Origin of the sequence: Saccharothrix texasensis (genome assembly GCF_003752005.1) — a bacterium.
GTDB classification, from domain to species: Bacteria; Actinomycetota; Actinomycetes; order Mycobacteriales; family Pseudonocardiaceae; genus Actinosynnema; species Actinosynnema texasense.
On the sequence record NZ_RJKM01000001.1, the window covers coordinates 6748136 to 6766839 of the forward strand.

General features: G+C 72.1%; 18 protein-coding genes. 9 read left to right on the forward strand and 9 right to left on the reverse strand.

The window, feature by feature from the left end:
• Positions 1-68: 68 nt before the first annotated feature.
• Entirely contained in the window at positions 69-626 is a 558-nt protein-coding gene (locus tag EDD40_RS30095) for a GNAT family N-acetyltransferase (protein WP_123745923.1), read from the forward strand.
• Here the strand turns inward: EDD40_RS30095 and EDD40_RS30100 are convergent, their stop codons facing one another.
• From EDD40_RS30100 to EDD40_RS30110, 3 genes are all read right to left on the reverse strand, one after another.
• On the reverse strand, positions 627-1097 hold the full coding sequence (locus EDD40_RS30100; RefSeq protein ID WP_123745924.1) for a hypothetical protein: 471 nt from the start codon (positions 1095-1097) through the stop codon (positions 627-629). It lies immediately after the preceding gene.
• 136 nt (positions 1098-1233) lie between these two features.
• Positions 1234-1728, reverse strand: coding sequence for a hypothetical protein (locus tag EDD40_RS41975; RefSeq protein WP_170185239.1), 495 nt, complete (start codon positions 1726-1728; stop codon positions 1234-1236).
• A gap of 29 nt (positions 1729-1757) precedes the next feature.
• Positions 1758-2459: a CAP domain-containing protein gene (locus EDD40_RS30110; protein WP_246037904.1), complete on the reverse strand. Its 702-nt coding sequence runs from the start codon at positions 2457-2459 to the stop codon at positions 1758-1760.
• Positions 2460-2523: 64 nt separating this feature from the next.
• Here EDD40_RS30110 and EDD40_RS30115 point away from each other — a divergent pair, with 64 nt between their 5' ends.
• The 5 genes from EDD40_RS30115 (at position 2524) to EDD40_RS30135 (ending at position 8582) form a co-directional block, all read left to right on the forward strand.
• Entirely contained in the window at positions 2524-2820 is a 297-nt protein-coding gene (locus tag EDD40_RS30115) for an acylphosphatase (protein WP_123745926.1), read from the forward strand.
• Between the two features lie 33 nt (positions 2821-2853).
• The gene (locus tag EDD40_RS30120; RefSeq protein ID WP_123745927.1) at positions 2854-3360 is read left to right on the forward strand and encodes a sigma-70 family RNA polymerase sigma factor; all 507 of its coding nucleotides are present in this window, start codon (positions 2854-2856) and stop codon (positions 3358-3360) included.
• The gene (locus tag EDD40_RS30125) at positions 3357-4001 is read left to right on the forward strand and encodes an anti-sigma factor family protein (RefSeq protein ID WP_123745928.1); all 645 of its coding nucleotides are present in this window, start codon (positions 3357-3359) and stop codon (positions 3999-4001) included. The genes EDD40_RS30120 and EDD40_RS30125 overlap by 4 nt, the downstream gene beginning before the upstream one ends.
• 58 nt (positions 4002-4059) lie before the next feature.
• Positions 4060-7779, forward strand: a complete 3720-nt coding sequence (gene smc, locus EDD40_RS30130) for a chromosome segregation protein SMC (RefSeq protein WP_211348257.1) — start codon at positions 4060-4062, stop codon at positions 7777-7779.
• 242 nt (positions 7780-8021) lie between these two features.
• Entirely contained in the window at positions 8022-8582 is a 561-nt protein-coding gene (locus tag EDD40_RS30135; protein WP_123745929.1) for a hypothetical protein, read from the forward strand.
• A gap of 9 nt (positions 8583-8591) precedes the next feature.
• Here EDD40_RS30135 and EDD40_RS30140 read toward each other — a convergent pair whose 3' ends face one another.
• Genes EDD40_RS30140 through EDD40_RS30150 form a run of 3 tightly spaced genes read right to left on the reverse strand, consistent with a single transcriptional unit; the run spans position 8592 to position 10855 of the window.
• Positions 8592-9290 (reverse strand): lysophospholipid acyltransferase family protein, encoded by a 699-nt coding sequence (locus tag EDD40_RS30140; protein ID WP_123745930.1) that lies wholly within the window; start codon positions 9288-9290, stop codon positions 8592-8594.
• A 14-nt stretch (positions 9291-9304) separates the two neighbouring features.
• Entirely contained in the window at positions 9305-9640 is a 336-nt protein-coding gene (locus tag EDD40_RS30145; protein ID WP_123745931.1) for a hypothetical protein, read from the reverse strand.
• A 45-nt stretch (positions 9641-9685) separates the two neighbouring features.
• The gene (locus EDD40_RS30150; protein ID WP_123745932.1) at positions 9686-10855 is read right to left on the reverse strand and encodes a cytochrome P450; all 1170 of its coding nucleotides are present in this window, start codon (positions 10853-10855) and stop codon (positions 9686-9688) included.
• A gap of 135 nt (positions 10856-10990) precedes the next feature.
• Between EDD40_RS30150 and EDD40_RS30155 the strand changes: the two genes are divergently transcribed.
• Positions 10991-11926 (forward strand): GNAT family N-acetyltransferase, encoded by a 936-nt coding sequence (locus tag EDD40_RS30155; RefSeq protein ID WP_123745933.1) that lies wholly within the window; start codon positions 10991-10993, stop codon positions 11924-11926.
• 52 nt (positions 11927-11978) lie between these two features.
• Here the strand turns inward: EDD40_RS30155 and EDD40_RS30160 are convergent, their stop codons facing one another.
• Together EDD40_RS30160 and EDD40_RS30165 are read right to left on the reverse strand one after the other, a co-directional pair.
• Positions 11979-13538 carry a sodium:solute symporter gene (locus EDD40_RS30160; RefSeq protein ID WP_123748381.1) on the reverse strand — a complete coding sequence of 520 codons (1560 nt, stop codon included), beginning with the start codon at positions 13536-13538 and terminating at the stop codon, positions 11979-11981.
• The gene (locus EDD40_RS30165) at positions 13525-14661 is read right to left on the reverse strand and encodes an anhydro-N-acetylmuramic acid kinase (RefSeq protein WP_123745934.1); all 1137 of its coding nucleotides are present in this window, start codon (positions 14659-14661) and stop codon (positions 13525-13527) included. Before EDD40_RS30165 ends, EDD40_RS30160 begins: the two co-directional genes overlap by 14 nt.
• 114 nt (positions 14662-14775) lie before the next feature.
• Between EDD40_RS30165 and ftsY the strand changes: the two genes are divergently transcribed.
• Positions 14776-16161 carry a signal recognition particle-docking protein FtsY gene (ftsY, locus tag EDD40_RS30170; protein WP_123745935.1) on the forward strand — a complete coding sequence of 462 codons (1386 nt, stop codon included), beginning with the start codon at positions 14776-14778 and terminating at the stop codon, positions 16159-16161.
• Between the two features lie 172 nt (positions 16162-16333).
• Here ftsY and EDD40_RS30175 read toward each other — a convergent pair whose 3' ends face one another.
• Positions 16334-17086 (reverse strand): IclR family transcriptional regulator, encoded by a 753-nt coding sequence (locus tag EDD40_RS30175; protein ID WP_123748382.1) that lies wholly within the window; start codon positions 17084-17086, stop codon positions 16334-16336.
• A gap of 84 nt (positions 17087-17170) precedes the next feature.
• On the opposite strand from EDD40_RS30175, the gene aceB reads away from it, so the two are divergent.
• Entirely contained in the window at positions 17171-18703 is a 1533-nt protein-coding gene (aceB, locus tag EDD40_RS30180; protein ID WP_123745936.1) for a malate synthase A, read from the forward strand.
• Position 18704: the final 1 nt, after the last annotated feature.

Here is an 18704-nt window from a genome sequence, read left to right on the forward strand (position 1 = left end):
TTCGGGCTCCTTTCGCTGCCAGAGGAGCGAGACGGGAGCGCCGGACGTGACGGCCTAGGGTGTGAGCCGTGTCACCTGTCTCCGTGCTGCACACCTGGCAAGCGCCCGAGTCGGCGCTCGCCGCCGCCCGCGAGCTGCTCGACGAGGCCTTCGACGGTGATTTCGGCGATGACGACTGGGAGCACAGCCTGGGCGGCGTGCACGCCTTCGCCTGGGACGGTGACGAGCTGATCGGCCACGGCGCCGTCGTGCAGCGCCGGTTGCTGCACGCACGCCGGGGCACGGGTGTCCCGCACGCGACCCGCGCGCTGCGGGCCGGGTACGTGGAAGGTGTCGCGGTGCGCGCGGACCGACGACGCCTGGGCGTTGGCGGGGCCGTGATGGCGGCCTTGGAGGCCGTCGTGCGCGGCGCGTACCCCCTCGGCGCTCTCAGCGCGTCGGAGGACGCCCTGGAGTTCTACGCGGCGCGGGGGTGGCGGCGGTGGCGGGGACGGACGTTCGCGATGACGCCCACGGGCGTCGAGCGCACCGAGGAGGAGGACGACGGGATCTTCGTCCTGCCGGTCGTGCCGCTCGACCTGGCGGGCGACCTCGTGTGCGACTGGCGGGACGGCGACGTCTGGTAGCTACGGCGCTTCGTCGTCCTCGGTCGTCGGCGTGGTGGCGGTGGTGGTCGACGTGGAGGACGACGGCGCCGGCGGGTGGTAGGTCGACGGCGGGTTGCTCGGCGGCTGGGTGGTGACCGCGGGTTCGGGCGACGTCGCCGCGGTCGACTCCGCGCCCGGGTCGGCCTTCGCCCGCGCGTCCGCCGGCGTCGAGCCGCCCGCCTTGCCCGGCGGCGGCTGCTCGCCCGCCCGCTTGGACACCGTGACCACCAGCGTGGCGGTCCTCGCGTCCGGCGCGGCGGCTTCCGGCACGTCCTGCCTCGTCAGCACCTCGACCCGCGGCACGGGCGGCGGGGCGGCCGTGGACCCGCCGCCGGCCAGCACCGACGCGAGGGTGGCGATCACGGTGGCGACGACGGCGCCGCCCGCGGCGAGCAGCACCACCGAGGTGAGCTTCTTCTTCGGCGGCGCGGCCTGGTCTTCCTCGAACACACCATCTCCCTGCGGGGGATCCGGACGGATGGTCAGTGTTCGGGTTATCGGCCGCTCACGCCGCGTGCCTCAACGTTCCGGCGGTCCACCACTCGATGGTGTGGCGGACCGTCACCGGCGGCGGTTGATCTCGTTGCTATCCCGCGCTGCTGACCGTCGTGGTCGTCGTGGGCGGGACCGTGGTCGTGGTCGTCGTCGGCTTGGGGTCGGTCGTGGTGGTGACGACCGCGGTCGTGGTGGTGGTCAGCTGACCGGTGTTCGTGTTCGTGGGTTGGGGCTCTTCCACCACCGTGGTCGTGGTGGTGCCGTCCGGGCGGGTCACCGTGGTCACGCGGGTGCGGCGCGACGTGGTCGTCGTCGGGGTGGCCTCGGTCGTCGTGGTGGTCGACTCCGCGGTGGTGGTCAGGCTGACCGAGGAGGACGACGAAGACGTGCGCGGGGACGTGCTGAGGGTGCTGCGGGACACGACGTCCTCACGCGGCAGCTGGCTGCCGGGCGACGCGTCCGGGGTCGCGCCCGCCAGGGCCGCGATGGTGGCGAAGATCGTCGACACGGCGACACCGGACGCCGCCAGCAGCACGTGGGGCGACACGCGCGGGCGGGTGCGCTCGGGCTCCGGGGTCTCGTACAACGGTTCTCCCAAGGTCTGTCGGACGGTCTTTACCAGCCGAAGTTCTGGGTCCAGTACCAGCCGCGGGTGTCCAGACCCACGCCGATGGTGGTGAACCCGCAGTTCAGGATGTTGCGGCGGTGCCCGTCGGAGTTCATCCAGGCCTTCATGACCTGCTCGGGGGACCGCTGGCCCATGGCGATGTTCTCGCCGCCGGGGCTCGGGTAGCCCGCCGCGCGCATGCGCTGCGCGAAGTCGACGCCCTCGGGGGTGGTGTGCGAGAAGTAGTCGCGCTGAGCCATGTCGGTGCTGTGGCCCTGCGCGGCCTGGACCACCCGGTCGTCCACCTTGAGCGGCCCGCAGCCGGCGAGGTCGCGGGCCTCGTTCACCAGGGCGACGACCTGCTGCGCCTGCGGCAGGTCGGCGGGCGCGGTCGTCGTCGTGGGCTCGGGGGACGGTTCGGACGTGGCGATCGTCGTCTCCGTCGTCGTGGTGGTCTCGGTGGTGGTGGTCGTCGTCTGGGTCGTGGTCGTCGTGGACGGCGGCGCTTCGGTGCTGGTCGGCAAGGTCACCGGCTCACGGCCCCGTTCGGGCTCGCCCACGCCCCCGACCCCGCCGGCGCCGATGTTGTCGGAACCGCTGCGCTGTGCTGCGCTTTCCCCGACGAACGGGGCGAGCTGTTCCGGGTTGGCGACGGCGACGCCGGTCGCACCGGCCGCGCCGAGGAGCAGGCCGACGAGTCCGCCGATCACGGATCGGTTACCACGCCGTGCTGTCACGGTCGCGCACCGTACCACTAACGGGTGAAATGACAGGATGGCTCTTGTGGCTGGAGTAGAGCAGACCGTGCGCCTGACCGCCTGGGTGCGGGGCCACGTGCAGGGCGTCGGTTTCCGCTGGTGGACCCGCGCCAGGGCGCTTGAGCTGGGACTTGTCGGTTCGGCGTCCAACCTGCGTGACGGTCGGGTCGAGGTGAACGCGGAAGGGCCGGAATCCGCGTGCCGGGATCTGCTGACTGCGTTGCGTTCCGGCGCTACCCCCGGTCGGGTGGACTCGATCGTGGAGCGCTGGTCGGAGGCCCGCGGCGGCTTCACGGGTTTCGTCGAGCGTTGAACGCCGAAGGGCCCGGTGGCGTAGTACATCGATGTGGACCGTGGCGAAGATGTCGTCAGGCAGCTGTACGGCCGTTGGCGCGGCCCGCTGCACGGCTACGTCCTGCGTCTGGTCGGCGGTGACCACCAGCAGGCGGAGGACGTCGTCCAGGAGACGTTGCTGCGGGCCTGGCGGCACGTCGACGAGCTGACCCCCGCCGACGCGGGCCCGTGGCTCTACACGGTGGCCAGGAACCTGGTCATCTCCGGCTTCCGCAAGCGCGCCGGCCGGCACTCCGAGGTGCCGATCGAACCGGGCGACCTGCCCCCGGTCGCGGACGAGGTGGAGCACGTCCTGCAGAGCTGGCAGGTCGCGGAGGTGCTGCGCGGGCTCAGCGCCGACCACCGCGACGTCGTGGTCGAGCTGTACTACCGGCGGCGATCGGTGGCGGAGGCGGCGGTGGTGCTCGGCATCCCGCCCGGCACGGTCAAGTCGCGCTGCTTCTACGCCCTGCGCGCGCTGCGCGACGCGTTGGAGGAGCGGGGGGTGACGGAGTCGTGAGCTGCGCCCAGACCGTGGCGCTCGGCGCCTACCTGCTCGGCTCGCTCGACCCGGCGGAGCGGTCGACGTTCGAGCGGCACGTGCGCGGTTGTGCCGACTGCCGGCGCGAGATGGTGCGGCTGGCGCCGCTGCCGGGGCTGCTCGGCCAGGTGCAGCTGTCGGACCTGGAGCTGCCGTTCGACGACCCCGCGCCCGATCCCGACCTCCGGCCGCTGCCGCCCCTGGCGGCGCCGGGGCCGACGCCCGTGCGGGCACGGCGACGGCGGTGGCCGGTGCTGGTGGGCGCGGGTGTGCTGGTCGTGCTCGTGGCGCTGGGCGTGGTGGTCGTGCCGCGCCTGGCCGGTGACGACGCCGTGACGTGGCACGCCACCGACGGCACGTCCGGCGTGGTGGCCAGCGCCGATCTCGTCGGCAGGTCCTGGGGCACCGAGCTGTGGATGCGCGTCGAGAACATGCCGAAGGGCGTGCGGTGCAAGCTGATCGTCCACGACCGGGCCGGCCGGACCGAGATCGGCGGCTGGTGGGGCACCGACCACGCGCCCGACGAGCGGATACCCGGCTCCACGTCGTTCCCGGTCCAGGAGATCGAACGGCTGGACCTGGTGGTCGACATGACGGTGCTGGTCTCGGTCCGGCGGTGATCGCGCAGGTCAGCGTGCCGACGCCGGGTTCACGGGTCGCACGGGTACGCTGCCCGGCGTGCACCTCAAGAGCCTGACGCTGAAGGGGTTCAAGTCCTTCGCCTCGGCTACCACGCTGCGCTTCGAGCCCGGCATCACCTGCGTCGTCGGTCCGAACGGGTCCGGCAAGTCGAACGTGCTCGACGCGCTGCGCTGGGTCATGGGCACGCAGGGCGCGAAGGACCTGCGCGGCGGCAAGATGGAGGACGTCATCTTCGCCGGCACGTCCGGCCGCGCGCCGCTGGGCCGCGCCGAGGTGACGCTGACCATCGACAACTCCGACGGCGCGCTGCCGATCGACTACGTCGAGGTGTCGATCACCCGCCGGATGTTCCGCGAGGGCGCCACCGAGTACGAGATCAACGGCAACTCGTGCCGGTTGATGGACATCCAGGAACTGCTCAGCGACTCCGGCATCGGCCGCGAGATGCACGTGATCGTCGGCCAGGGCCAGCTCGCCGCGATCCTGGAGTCCAAGCCCGAGGAGCGGCGCGCGTTCGTCGAGGAGGCCGCGGGCGTCCTGAAGCACCGCAAGCGCAAGGAGAAGGCGCTGCGGAAGCTGGAGGCGATGCAGGCGAACCTGACCCGCCTCACCGACCTCACCGCCGAGCTGCGCCGCCAGCTCAAGCCGCTGGGCAAGCAGGCCGAGATCGCGCGCCGCGCGCAGGCCGTGCAGTCGGAGCTGCGCGACGCCCGGATGCGCCTGCTGGCCGACGACCTGGTGACGCAGCGCGAGGCGTTGGCGCGCGAGGAGCAGGACGAGGCCGTCGCCCGGGCCCGGCGCACCGAGGTCGAGAAGTCGCTGCAACAGGCCCAGTTCCAGCAGAACGAGCTGGAGGACCAGGTCGCGGCCGACGCGCCGAAGCTCCAGCAGGCCCAGGACACCTGGTACCGGCTGTCGGCGTTGGAGGAACGGCTGCGCGGCACCGTGCGGCTGGCCGTGGAACGGGAGCGGCACCTGTCGGCGGCGGTCGACGCGCCGCGCGGCGGGCGTGACCCGGACGAGCTGGAAGCCGAGGCCGAGCAGACCGCGGAGCTGGAGCAGGAGCTCCAGGACGGCGTGACCGAGGCCCGGGTGGGGCTGGCGGAGGCCGTGGAGACGCGGGCCGAGCTGGAACGCGTGGTGTCCGCGGCGGAGAAGGCGCACCTGGCCGCGGTGCGGGCGATCGCGGACCGGCGCGAAGGCCTGGCCCGGCTGTCCGGCCAGGTGGAGGCGCTGCGGTCGAAGACGAGCGCGACCGCCGAGGAGATCGAGCGGATGTCCGTCGCGCTGGCCGAGGCGGTCGAGCGGTCGGAGGTCGTGCAGCAGGAGCTGGCCGAGGCCCGCGAGGTGACCGGGACCGAGGACGAGGACGACGTCGGGCTCGACGAGCGGCACCGGCTGGCCGCCGAGTCGGACGACGCCGCGCGCCGCCGGGTCGAGGAGCTGGTCAAGGCCGAGCGGACCGCCGAGCGGGACATCGCATCGTGGCAGGCGCGCGTGGACGCGCTGTCGTTGGGCCTGACCCGCAAGGACGGCGCGGGCGCGTTGCTGGCGTCGCGGCTGCCGGGGTTGCTCGGGTCGGTCGCGGCGCTGCTGACCGTGGAGCCGGGCGCGGAGGTCGCGCTGGCGGCGGCGCTGGGCCCGATCGCGGACGCGGTCGCGGTGGCCTCCGGCGCGGACGCGGTGGCGGCGCTGGAGCTGCTGAAGGAGCAGGACACCGGTCGGGCCGGGGTGCTGGTCGGCGGCGCGCCGGTGAGCGTCGACCGGTCCGGGTGGCCGTCGTTGCCGCCGGACGCGCGGTGGGCGGTGGACGTGGTGCAGGCGCCGGAGCCGCTGCGGCCCGCGCTGCACCGCGCGTTGGACAAGGTCGTGGTGGTCGACTCGCTGGCCACGGCGCGCGGCTTGGTGGACGCGCACCCGTCGGTGCGCGCGGTGACCCGTGACGGCGACGTGCTCGGCGCGGACTGGGCGGTCGGCGGGTCCGGGCGCAGCCAGAGCGTCATCGAGGTCCAGGCCGCGGTGGACGAGGCGTCGGAGAAGCTGGCGCTGGCGGAGCGCGCGCTGGAGCAGTCCACGGCCGCCCTGGAAGGCGCACGGGCCGAGCAGCAGGCGCGGCGGGCCGAGGTCGCCGCGGTGAAGGAGCAGCTCAACGAGGCCAAGGTGCGGCGCGCCCGGTCGTCGGAGCGGCTGAACCGGCTGGCCGCGGCGGTGCGCTCCGCCGAGGCCGAGGTGGAGCGCGTGCGGGCGCAGCGGGCGAAGGTCGAGGCGGCCCGCGAGGAGAACCTGCTCAAGCTCGGCGAGCTGGAAGAACGCCTGCTGGTGGCGGAGGAGCAGCCGCTGGACGACGAGCCGGACAGCTCCCACCGCGACGAGCTGGCCGCCGAGCTGGCCGCCGCGCGCCAGGGGGAGGTCGACGCCCGGCTGTCGTTGCGGACCGCCGAGGAACGCGCTCGCGCGTTGCAGGGCAAGGCGGAAGGTCTCCGGCGGGCCGCACGGGCGGAACGTGAGGCGCGGGAACGCGCCCAGCGCGCCCACGCCGCCCGGGCCCGGGGCGCGGTCGTGGCGAAGGCCGTGGTGCGCGGTGGCGAGGTCGCGCTGGAGCGGATCGCCGCGTCGTTGAGCCGGGCGGCCGCGGAGCGTGACGCGGCGCAGGAGCGCAAGTCGCGGCGCGAGACGTACCTGGCGCAGGTGCGCAACCTCGTCCGCGAGATGTCGGTGGAGCTGGAGAAGCTGACCGACGCCGTGCACCGCGACGAGGTGCTGCGGGCCGAGCAGCGGATGCGCATCGAGCAGCTGGAGACCAAGGTCGCCGAGGAGTTCGGCATCGGCCTGGAAGACCTGGTCGCCGAGTACGGCCCGGACGTGTTCATCCCGCCGTCGCCGCAGGAGATGGCCGAGTACGAGGTGGCGAAGGAACGCGGCGAGGCGGTGACCGCGCCGCAGCCGATCCCGTACGACCGGGACACGCAGGCGCGGCGGGCCAAGCGCGCCGAGCGGGACCTGTCGCTGCTGGGCAAGGTCAACCCGTTGGCGCTGGAGGAGTTCGCGGCGCTGGAGGAGCGGTACAAGTTCCTGTCCAACCAGCTGGAGGACATCAAGGCGACGCGGCGCGACCTGCTGACCGTGGTGAAGGAGGTCGACGACAAGATCCTGGAGGTCTTCACGTCGGCCTACGAGGACGTCGCCCGCGAGTTCGAGGTCGTGTTCAAGGTGCTGTTCCCGGGCGGCGAGGGGCGGCTGGTGCTGACCGAGCCGGACGACATGCTGACCACCGGCATCGAGCTGGAAGCCCGGCCGCCGGGCAAGAAGGTCAAGCGGCTGTCGCTGCTGTCGGGTGGCGAGAAGTCGCTGGCGGCCGTGGCGATGCTGGTCGCCATCTTCCGCGCCCGCCCGTCGCCGTTCTACGTGATGGACGAGGTCGAAGCGGCCTTGGACGACACCAACCTGCACCGGCTGATCAGCCTGTTCGAGCAGCTGCGCGAGCACTCGCAGCTGCTGATCATCACGCACCAGAAGCCGACGATGGAGATCGCCGACGCGCTGTACGGCGTCTCCATGCGCGGTGACGGCATCAGCCAGGTGATCTCCCAACGCCTGCGGGGCGAGGACAAGCCGAAACGCGCCAAACCCGCCGCCGTGGCCGCCGCTCCACCGGCCGCCACCACCTCCGCTCCGGAACCCACCGCTCCGGAACCCACCGCTCCGGAACCCGCCGCCGCTGCTCCCGAGACCGAACCGCCCGCCGCCTCCGACTAGGTCGTCTCGTCGCCGGCACAAACCCGAGTTGTCCACAGGCTCGCGTCCAGCGGTCCGGAATGTCGGTGCCGGCCGGCAGGATCAAGAACAGGGGCTCCCCTGGGCGGGGACGCCTGCGAAGCCCTGGCCCGTGAAGTCCCCGCCTGTGAGGCACCGGCCTGCGAAGGTGCTGCATCTGCGAACGTGCTGCGTCTGCGAACGTGCCGGGCCTGCGATGTGCCGGGCCTGCGTAGGGTCGGCTCATGGCTGACTTCGAGACCCGGCTGCGGGAGCGGGTCGAGCACGTGCGGCTGGAGCGGAGCCGGGGGCGGCGGGTCGCGGCGGAGGTCATGGCCCGGTTGCCGGAGCACCGCGAGTCGTGGCGGGAGCAGGCGCGGGCGTTCGCGCGCGTCGCCGCGGCGATCGGCATGGCGCCCAGGCGCGTCTCCGTCGAGCACCGGTCGAAGAAGCGGTTCGGGATGGCGTGGACGACCGTGGTCGAGCACGACGTCCTGTTCGCCGAAGGCGGGGTCGCCGTCACGGCCGCCGGTGATCTCGTGGAGGTCGAGGGCGGCGAGCCGCTGCCGCTCGCCGGGTTCCTGGACGAGGACGGCTTCAGCTACGACACCCTCACCGCCTGCGTCTACCGCGCGGACGACCGGCCGCACGTCGAGGAGGTCGTCGGTGTCCGCCGCGGCCCTCGCGGGCTCGCCTGCTGCGTCACCGCCTCCGGTGAGCTGGTGGTGGTCTGCGACGGCGGCGAGGGCCAGGCGTTCCTGACGTTCGAACGGCGGCTGGCCGAGTCCCTGGAGAAGTGGGCCTAGGACGCGGCGTCAGCGGTCGTCGAGGCGTTTGGCCTCTTCCGGCGTGGGCGCGGCGCCGCCGAGGTGCGCCGGTTGCCACCACTGGCCCTCGCCCGACTCCGGGTAGCGGGCCTGGGCGTCGTCCACGAGGTCCTGCATCCGCTCGCGCAGCGCGGCGTCCGTGGTCGGCTCCATCGGCTCGCCGACGATGATGGTGATCGGCACGTGCCGCTGGGTCAGCGACTTCGGCCTGCCCTTCGTCCACAGGCGTTGCGTGCCCCACACCGCGGTCGGCAGCAACGGCACGCCGGCCTCGGCCGCCAGCCGCACCGCGCCGCTCTTCACGTCCTTGACCGTGAACGACCGGCTGATCGTGGCCTCGGGGAAGATCCCGACGATCTCACCGGCCCGCAGCGCGTCCAACGCCTGCTGGTAGGACGCCTGCCCGGCGGCCCGGTCCACCGGGATGTGGTGCATCCCGCGCATGAGCGGGCCGGACACGCGGTGCTTGAACACCTCGTGCTTGGCCATGAACCGGACCAACCTGCGCGCCGGGTGCGCGCCGTAGCCGGCGAAGATGAAATCGAGGTAGGAGACGTGGTTCGAGGCCAGCACGGCCCCGCCGGTGGTCGGCACGTGCTCCGCGCCCTCCACGGTGATCCGCATGTCGAGCACGCGGAACATCAGTTTGGCTGCGGCGATCACCGGCGGGTACACGCGATCTGGCATGGACCCAGCTTACGTTACTCGTCAGTAGTGCGATCGTGCTCGCGCACCACCTTGGGAACGCCTGCCAGGTCCTCCTCATTGCACAGCAGCTTCAGGGCGTAATACGGCGAACCCTTGGTGTCGTCGTAGTCCAAGTGGACCGCGATCACGTCGACCGCTTCACCGAGCCAGTCCTGCGTCTGCCGCAGCCAGGACGCTGCGCGCTCCAACGCGTTGGGCAGGTCGTCGTCACGGAACTCGACCGGCCGGTAGGGGACCTCCTGCACCTGGTCCCGCTGGTTGGCAGGCATCGGTAGGTCTACCGCCACCCCGCTGTCGTTGAGTTCGAGTTGGATCGTTTCCTCGCTCACCCCACCAGGGTTCCCCAACGCGAAACGCGCGGCAAGAGATGTCGGTCATCCGAGGCTGACCGGCAACTCGGCCAGACCGCTGACCAGGACCCTCCGCCACGCCAGCTCCTCGACCGGCCGGGCCGCCCGCAGCCCCGGGAACCGCCGCAGCAGCACCAGCAGCGCCTCCTGGAGCTCGATGCGGGCCAACTGCGCGCCGAGGCAGAAGTGGGGGCCGATGCCGAGCGCCAGGTGCTGGTTGGGCGTGCGCGCCAGGTCCAGCGAGTCCGGCTCGGCGAACGCGCGCGGGTCCCGGTTGGCCGAGCCGATGGACGCCATCACGCCCTCGCCCGCCCGCACCGTCACCCCCGCGACCCGCACGTCCTCCAACGCCACCCGCAGCTGCCCGACCTCGCTGAGCCGGGTGAACCGCATCAGCTCCTCGACCGCGCTCGGCACCAGCTCCGGGTCGGCGACCAGCCGGTCCCACTGCGCCGGCTCGCGCAGCAGGGTGGCGACGAAGCTGGTGATCTGGTTGGCCGACGTCTCGTGCCCCGCGACCAGCAGGTTCAACGCGAACGCGGTCAGCTCGTCGTGCGTCAGCGGCGTCGCGCACAGCTCGTCGAGCAGGTCCTCCGACCTCGGCTCGCGCCGTTTCGCCGCGACCAGGTCGCCCATGTACGCGAGCAGGCTCGCCATCGCCGCCTCGACCCGCGGCTGGTCGGCCATCTCCAGGCTGTACGCGAGCTCGGTCCACTCGCGGAACCGCTCCCGGTCCGCGTACGGCACCCCGAGCAGCGTGCAGATGACCTGGATCGGCAACGGCAGCGCGTACACCTGCCGCAGGTCGGCGCCGTCCACCACGTCGTCGGCGAGCCGTTCGCACAGCTCGCGCACCCACGGCCGGGTCTGCGAGATCGTCCGGTGCGAGAACGCGCCGGACACGAGCTTGCGCAGCCGGGTGTGCTCGGGCGGGTCGGTGGTCGGCAGGGTGCCGGGCAGCGGCCGGGACACGCCGACCCGGGGCGCGCCCGCCGCCACCACGCCGGCCCGCGAGAACCGCGGGTCGGCCAGCACCAGCTTGACGTCGTCGTAGCGGGTCACCAGCCACACCTCGGCGCCCGCGAGCGTGCGGACCCGGACCACGGGCGACTCGTCGCGCAGCTTCGCCCACGTGGGCGAGGGGTCGAAGGCGAAGGCATCGGCGAAGGGGATGTCGAGGACGTCGTCCGTCATGACCCCGACGCTAGGAGCGGGGGGAGCGCGGTGCCGGCCCCATCCGGGGCACTTCGGCGACTTCCGTCACGTCCGGCCCGTCCACCACCGAAAACTCCCTCGCGTTCGGCCGTCCCGCGGGTGACCATTCCAGACATGTACGACATCCGTCCCGCCGCCCAGGACGACCTGGACGCCGTCCTCTCGCTCGTCCTGCGGTTGCAGGCCGACGACGCGCACCACATCGGCTACCTCGGCGAGACGCTCGGCGACATCTCGGCCGAGCTGGCCGAGTTCGAGCCCGACTGGGCCGCGTGCACCGTGGTCGCCACCGACGACTCCGGCTGGGTCGTCGGCGCGCTCAGCGTCGAGCTCGACGCCGAGTCCGGCCGCGCCTACCTGCACGGACCGTTCGTCGACGTGCCGGTCAACCACCCGGCGGGCAGCCGGATCTGGGACCAGACCGCCGACGCGCTCTACGCGGCCGCCCTGCCGCTGCTCGACGGCGTCCCGGACCGCGAGCTGCTCGGCCACACCGGGCACCGGCGGCTGGCCGCGTTCGCCGAACGGCACCGCTTCGCCGCCGCCCGGGCGTGCGGGATACACGTCCTCGACGGCGACGGCCTGCGCGGCCTGCTGCTGCGCGAGGCGAGCTGCCCGCGCACCGGACCGGCCCGCGAGATGCGGGTCCTGCCGACCGACCCGGCCGTGCACGAAGCGGTGGCGGTGCTGCACGAGCGGTGCTTCCCCAAGACCTACCTGAGCGGGCGCAAGCTCGTGGACGCCGCCCGACGGCACACCGTGGTGGTGGCCATGGACGGCGACCGCGTCCTCGGCTACGCCTCGGGCAAGGCCGAGCCGGGCGAGTTCTACCTGGACTTCGTCGCCGTGGAACCGGACGTGCGCGGGCAGGGCGTCGGCGCGGCGCTGGTCACCGAGCTGGTCTGGAAGCTGGCCGAGAAGTCCGGGGCACGACCGCAGGCCGCCGCCGCGATACTGGCCGGCAACCGCTCCTCCCAGCGGCTCTTCGACCGGCTCGGCTTCCGGTTGCACCTCGAACTCGTCGCCTACCGCGCCAACCCCGCCGCCTGAGCCCTACGACCCCCGAGCCCCACGCAGCCCGAGCCCTACGACCCCCCGAGCCCTACGACGCCTTGGCCGACATCACGTCGTCCTGCACGCCCGGCGGCTGGTAGCCCTTGTGCCGCAACGACATCAACCCGCCCACGACCAGCGTCACCAGCACGCCGAGCACCGTGTACCAGGGGTAGGCCAGCGACACGAACTTCCGCGCGGGCGCCGCCGGCGCGAAGTCGATCACCATCCTCGCCTCCGGCCCGACGAACTTCACCCCCAGGATCACGAACGCCATCACCACCACCGTGACCGCGAACGCCACGATCGCGTCGAGCTCCTTGGCCTTGCGGAACACCAGCCCCAGCAGGAACGCGCCGAGCAGCGCGCCGTAGGTGAACCCGGCGATCGACAGGCCCTGCTCCACGATCGGGTTGCCGCGCCGCGTCAGCGTGGCGAACAGCCCGGCGCACACGATCAGCAGACCCGCCCAGACCACCGTCCAGATCCGACCCTGCTTGAACACCTCGGCCTCGCTCATCGGCCGCCGCACCACGCGCTGCACGATGTCCGTCACGGTCGAGGAGGCCAGCGCGCCCAACGACGACGACAGCGCCGCCGCCAGGATGCCCGCGATCACGAACCCGGACAGCCCCGACGGCATGTCGTTGACGATGAAGTTGGCGAACAGCTCGTCGTTGTTGTTGAGCTTGAGGTCCGTGACCGGGTTGGCCGCCTTGTAGAACGCCCACAGCATCACGCCGATGAACAGGAACAGCGCGAACTGGAGGAACACCACGACACCGCTGGCGATCAGCGCCTTCTGCGCCGCGCGCACGTCCTTGGTCGCCATCAGCCGCTGCACGATGAGCTGGTCCGCGCCGTGCGAGGCCATGGACAGCACCGCGCCGCCGATGAACGCGACGACGATCGCGTAGGGCGAGGTGAAGGCGCTGGCGTCGAAGTCGAGGACCTGGAACTTGCCCGCGTCGGCGGCACTGGCGAACCACCCGTCGGGCAGCTTGCCGTTCAGCACCAGGATCACCGCGAACGCGCCGATCACGTACCAGAGCATCTGGATCGCGTCGACCCACACCACGGCCCGCACGCCGCCCAGGAAGCTGTAGACGACCATCGCGACGCCGAGCGCCGCCACGATCACCCAGTACGACACGTCCACGCCGTACGCGACGAGCACGACCTTGATCGGGATGGCGGTGGCGAACAGCCGCAGGCCGTCCGCCAGCAACCGCGTGACGAGGAACGTCAGCGACGCCGTGCTCTGGATGTTGCGGCCGAACCGCTTGCCCAGGAACCCGTACGCGGTGATCAGCTCGCCCGCGATGTACTTGGGCAGCAGCACGAACGACACCACGATCCGGCCGATCAGGTAGCCGACGGCCAGCGACAGGAACGTCATCGTGCCCAGGTAGGCGACCGTCGGCACGCTCAGCACGGTCAGCGTGGACGTCTCCGCGGACACCACCGACACGCACACGACCCACCACGAGATGCGGCGTTCGCTGACGAAGTAGTCGGTGGCGGAGCGCTGGCGCCCGGCGATCCACACGCCCAGCAGCGGCATGCCCACCAGGAACAGCACGATGATGGCGACATCAAGCGCGCGCATGGCCTCTCCCATCCGACTGCCTCTCACGGCGGCCGATCGTCAATCCCGTCACGGCGGTGATCACGGGCTCGGGCAGGCGCAGCGGGTAGCGGCCGGGGGTGATCGACCCCAGCGGGCGCGGGCCGGCGGCGCCGGTGGCGGACGGCACGTTCGCGGGCAGGCCGTGCCAGGTGAGGAAGCCGAGCAAGGCGGCGAGGTAGGCCTCCTTGGCTTCGGCGGGCAGTCCCAGCTCGTCGCTCGTGCGCAGGTCCACGCGCCGTCCCAACGACTCGACCAGCACGGGGTTGCGCATGCCGCCGCCGGAGCCGATGACCGTGCCCTCGCACTCGGCGGCGATCGTGCGCGCGGTCAGCTCGGTCAGCGTGGCCAGCAGGTCCTCGGCGGGCATGGTCAGGCCCTCGGTGACGCGGTCCAGGTAGGCGCGGTTGAAGTGCTCCTTGCCGGTCGACTTGGGCGCGGGGAGGGCGTAGTACGGGTCGGCCAGCAGGCGGTCGAGCAGGTCGGCGCGCACCCGGCCGCGACCGGCGAACCCACCATCGGTGTCCTGGTTCCGCAAGCCGCCGGACAGCACGGTCATCGCGGCGTCCATGAGCGCGTTGCCCGGTCCGGTGTCGTAGGCGATCACACCTTCGGGCGACACCTTGGTGACGTTGGCGATGCCGCCGATGTTCAGCGCGGTGGCCGGTCCGTCGAAGTCGGCCAACCACAGCGCGTCCAGGGTGCTCGCCAACGGCGCGCCGTGACCACCCGCGGCGACGTCGCGGACCCGCAGGTCGGCCACCACCGGCAGGCCGGTGGCTTCGGCTATCCACGCGGGCTGGCCGAGCTGGAGCGTGCCCAGGCAGCGGCCGTCCTCCACCCAGTGGTGCACGGTCTGGCCCAGCGACGACACCAGGTCGCCCTCGTACCGGGCGGCGACCTCGGCGAACACCTGCCCGAGCCGGGTGTCGAGCACGCACAGGTCGGCGGCGCTGGTCGGCGGCCTGCGCAGGTCCTCCGGGAACGGGTGCTCGGCGTGCTCGACCGGGGTCAGCACGACCGTGCGGCCGGCCAGGGACATGTCGGCGACGGCCACGTCGACGGCGTCCATCGACGTGCCCGAGATGAGCCCGATCACCCTCACGCCCTGTGGTCTATTCCACACTGCACGCTTGCGCAAGAGTGTTCGTTTGAAAGTTGCCTGAAATCAACCTGGTTCGTCGATCGTCAACATATCGTGGCGTGCGAGGATTGCGCCGTGTCCACCACGTCCCTGATCTGGATCATCGTCGTCGTCGCGGTACTCCTCGCGGTCGCCCTCGTGACGGGCGTCGTGCTGGCGCGGCGCCGGCGGATCAGCCTCACCGAGCCCGAGCAGGACAAGCCGGCCAAGGGCGGTTACCGGGCCGGTGGCGCCATCACGTTCAACGAGCCCGCGCCACCGGTGGCGGAACCGACCAGACCGGCCGAGCCCGTGGAGCGCTCCGGCGCGTCACCCGCTCCGGTCGAACGGGCCGAGCGGGTCGAGCCGGTCGAACGGGTCGAGCCCGTCGAGCGGGTCGAGCCGGTCGAGCACCCGGTCGCCGAGCGGACCGAGGTCGACGGGCAGCCGGGTGTCGGTGACGACGCCGCCGTGCCGCGCGACTCGGCCAAGCGCGGGTTCGTCGAGGTCGACCTGCCCGAGCAGGCCTCCGAGATCGAGGAGATCGAGCCGACCTCCGGTCGGTTGGAGCGGCTCCGCGGACGGCTGTCGCGGTCGCGGTCGACGTTCGGGCAGAGCCTGCTGGGGCTGCTCGGCGCGGGCGACCTGGACGAGGACTCGTGGACGGACATCGAGGACACGCTGCTGATGGCCGACCTCGGCGCGGCGATCACGGACCAGATCGTCGCGGCGCTGCGTGAGCAGATCGTGGCGCGTGGCGTGCGCACGTCCGACGACGTGCGGGCGTTGCTGCGCGACGTGCTCGTCGACGCGCTGCACCCGGAGATGCGGCGCGCGGTGAACGCGTTGCCGCACGCCGACGGCGCGTCCGGGCCGAAGCCCGCCGTGGTGCTGGTGGTCGGCGTGAACGGCGTCGGCAAGACCACGACGACCGGCAAGCTGGCCCGGGTGCTGGTGGCCGACGGCCGCACCGTGCTGCTGGGCGCGGCGGACACCTTCCGCGCGGCGGCGGCCGACCAGCTGGAGACGTGGGGTTCGCGCGTGGGCGCGTCGACCGTCCGCGGCGCCGAGGGCGCGGACCCGGCTTCGGTGGCGTTCGAGGCGGTGAAGCAGGGCGTCGCCGCCGGTGTGGACACCGTGCTGATCGACACGGCGGGCCGGCTGCACACCAAGACCGGCCTGATGGACGAGCTGGGCAAGGTCAAGCGCGTGGTGGAGAAGCAGGCGGAGGTCGACGAGGTGCTCCTCGTGCTCGACGCCACCACCGGCCAGAACGGCCTGACCCAGGCGCGGGTGTTCGCCGAGGTGGTCGACGTGACCGGCATCGTGCTGACCAAGCTGGACGGCACCGCCAAGGGCGGCATCGTGTTCCAGGTCCAGCGCGAGCTGGGCGTCCCCGTCAAGCTGGTCGGCCTCGGCGAGGGCGCCGACCACCTGGCCCCCTTCGAACCGACCGCCTTCGTCGACGCCCTCCTCACCTGACCCCGCGAGAGTCCAACGTTCACGGCGCGAGAGTCCTACGTTCACGCACCCTGAATTCAACGCTCACGACGAACGGTCGAGGCGTGAGCGTTGAATTCAGGTGCTCTGAACGTAGGACTCTCGGCGCTTGGAGGTACGACTCACGCGAGGTGGAGGTACGACTCTCGTGGGGTCAGTGGTGGGAGTGGGTGGAGAGGCGGGTGGCGATGGTCAGGACCTCGGGGATGATCCTGGTCAGCGAGTCCTTGGTGAGGCGGCTGTCCGGGCCCGAGACGGAGACGGCGGCGAGGGTCGGGGCGCCGTGCAGCGGAACGGCGACGCAGCGCACGCCCAGCTCCTGCTCGCTCTCGTCCAGCGCGTAGCCCTGCTCGGCGATCTGGTCCAAGGACGCCAGCAGCTCCTCGGCGTCGGTGATGGTGTTCGGCGTGTACGCGGGCAGGCCGGTGCGGGCCAGCAGGGCGCGCACCTCGTCCCGCGGCAGCTGCGACAGCATCGCCTTGCCCACGCCCGTGCCGTGCGGCAGCAGCCGGCGGCCCACCTCGGTGAACATCCGCATCGAGTGCCGTGACGGCACCTGCGCCACGTACACCACCTCGTCGCCGTCCAGCACGGCCAGGTTCGCGGTCTCCTCGACCTTGTCCACCAGCTGCGCCAGGAACGGCCGCGCCCACGTGCCGAACTGCCGCGACGCGCTCTCGCCGAGCCGGATCAGCCGGGACCCGAGGGTGTAGCGGCGGTTGCTGTTCTGCCGCACGTACCCCAACGTGACCAGGGTGCGGATCAGCCGGTGGATGGTCGGCAGCGGCAGGCCGGAGGTGGCGGCCAGCTCGGACAGGCTCGCCTCGCCGCCCGCGTCGGCCAGGCGTTCCAGCAGGTCGAAGGCACGTTGGAGCGACTGCACGCCGCCCGTGGACTCTCGTGCCACCGACACCACTCCTTCGTTGCCGTTCCGCGTGGTGAAAACTATAGTCCGCGAAGTAGAAACCGACTCGGAACGAGGTGGGCTTCCATGTCCGGTGTTCGCGTCCTCGGTGGCGAAGTGGAGCGCAGGGACGAGATCCTCACGCCGGACGCGCTGGAGTTCGTGGCCGAGCTGCACCGCGCGTTCGCGCTCGAGCACGCCGCCCTGATGCGCCGCCGCGCGGACCGCCGCCCGCTCGGGTTCCTGCCGGAGACGCAGGCGATCCGCGACGGTGACTGGCGGGTCGCCGAGGCGCCCGAACCGCTGCGCGACCGCCGGGTGGAGATCACCGGCCCGACCGAGCGGAAGATGACCGTGAACGCGCTGAACTCCGGCGCGAAGGTGTGGCTGGCCGACCTGGAGGACGCCAACACGCCGCACTGGCACAACGTCGTCTCCGGCCAGGTCAACCTCTACGACGCGGCCCGCGGCACGGTCGAGCACACCTCGCCGGAGGGCAAGCACTACACCCTGCGCGACGACGTGCCCCGGCCGACGATCGTGGTGCGGCCGCGCGGCTGGCACCTGCCCGAGCGGCACGTCGAGGTCGACGGCCGTCCCGCGATCGGCGCGCTGGTCGACTTCGGCCTGCACTTCTTCCACAACGCCGGACTCGGCCGGCCCTACTACTACCTGCCGAAGATGGAGAGCCACCTCGAAGCCCGGCTCTGGAACGACGTCTTCACCGCCGCCCAGCGACGGCTCGGCGTCCCGCACGGCACGATCCGCGCGACCGTGCTGATCGAGACGATCCCGGCCGCGTTCGAGATGGACGAGATCCTCTACGAGCTGCGCGAGCACGCCTCGGGCCTGAACGCGGGCCGCTGGGACTACCTGTTCAGCATAATCAAGTACTTCCGCGACGCCGGCCGCGACTTCGTGCTGCCCGACCGCAACAGCATCACGATGACCGTGCCGTTCATGCGCGCCTACACCGAGCTGCTGGTGCACACGTGCCACAAGCGCGGCGCGTTCGCGATGGGCGGCATGGCGGCGTTCATCCCGAACCGGCGCGACCCGGAGGTCACGCGAGACGCGCTGGCGAAGGTGCGCGACGACAAGCGCCGCGAGGCGGGCGACGGCTTCGACGGTTCGTGGGTGGCGCACCCGGACCTGGTGGGGGAGTGCGCGGAGATCTTCGACCAGAAGTTCTCGGGCAGTCCCAACCAGCTCGACGAGCTGCGGCCCGAGGTGTCCGTCACCGCCGAGCAGCTGCTGGACTTCGCGTCGGCGGGCGGCAGCGCGACCCGCGCGGGTGTGGCGTCCGCGGTGGACGTCGGTGTGAGGTACCTGATGTCCTGGCTCGGCGGCAACGGCGCGGCGGCCATCCACAACCTGATGGAGGACGCGGCCACGGCCGAGATCTCCCGCTCGCAGCTGTGGCAGTGGGTGCACAACGACGTGGTGCTGGACGACGGCACGCCGGTCACCGCCGACCTCGTGCGCGCCGCGCTGGCCCGGGCGAAGGAGGAGCTGGAGGGCGAGCACCTCGACCTGGCCGTGGAGCTGTTCGAGCAGGTCGCGCTGTCCGACGAGTTCGTGGACTTCCTGACCCTGCCGGCCTACGAGCGGATCGGCTGAC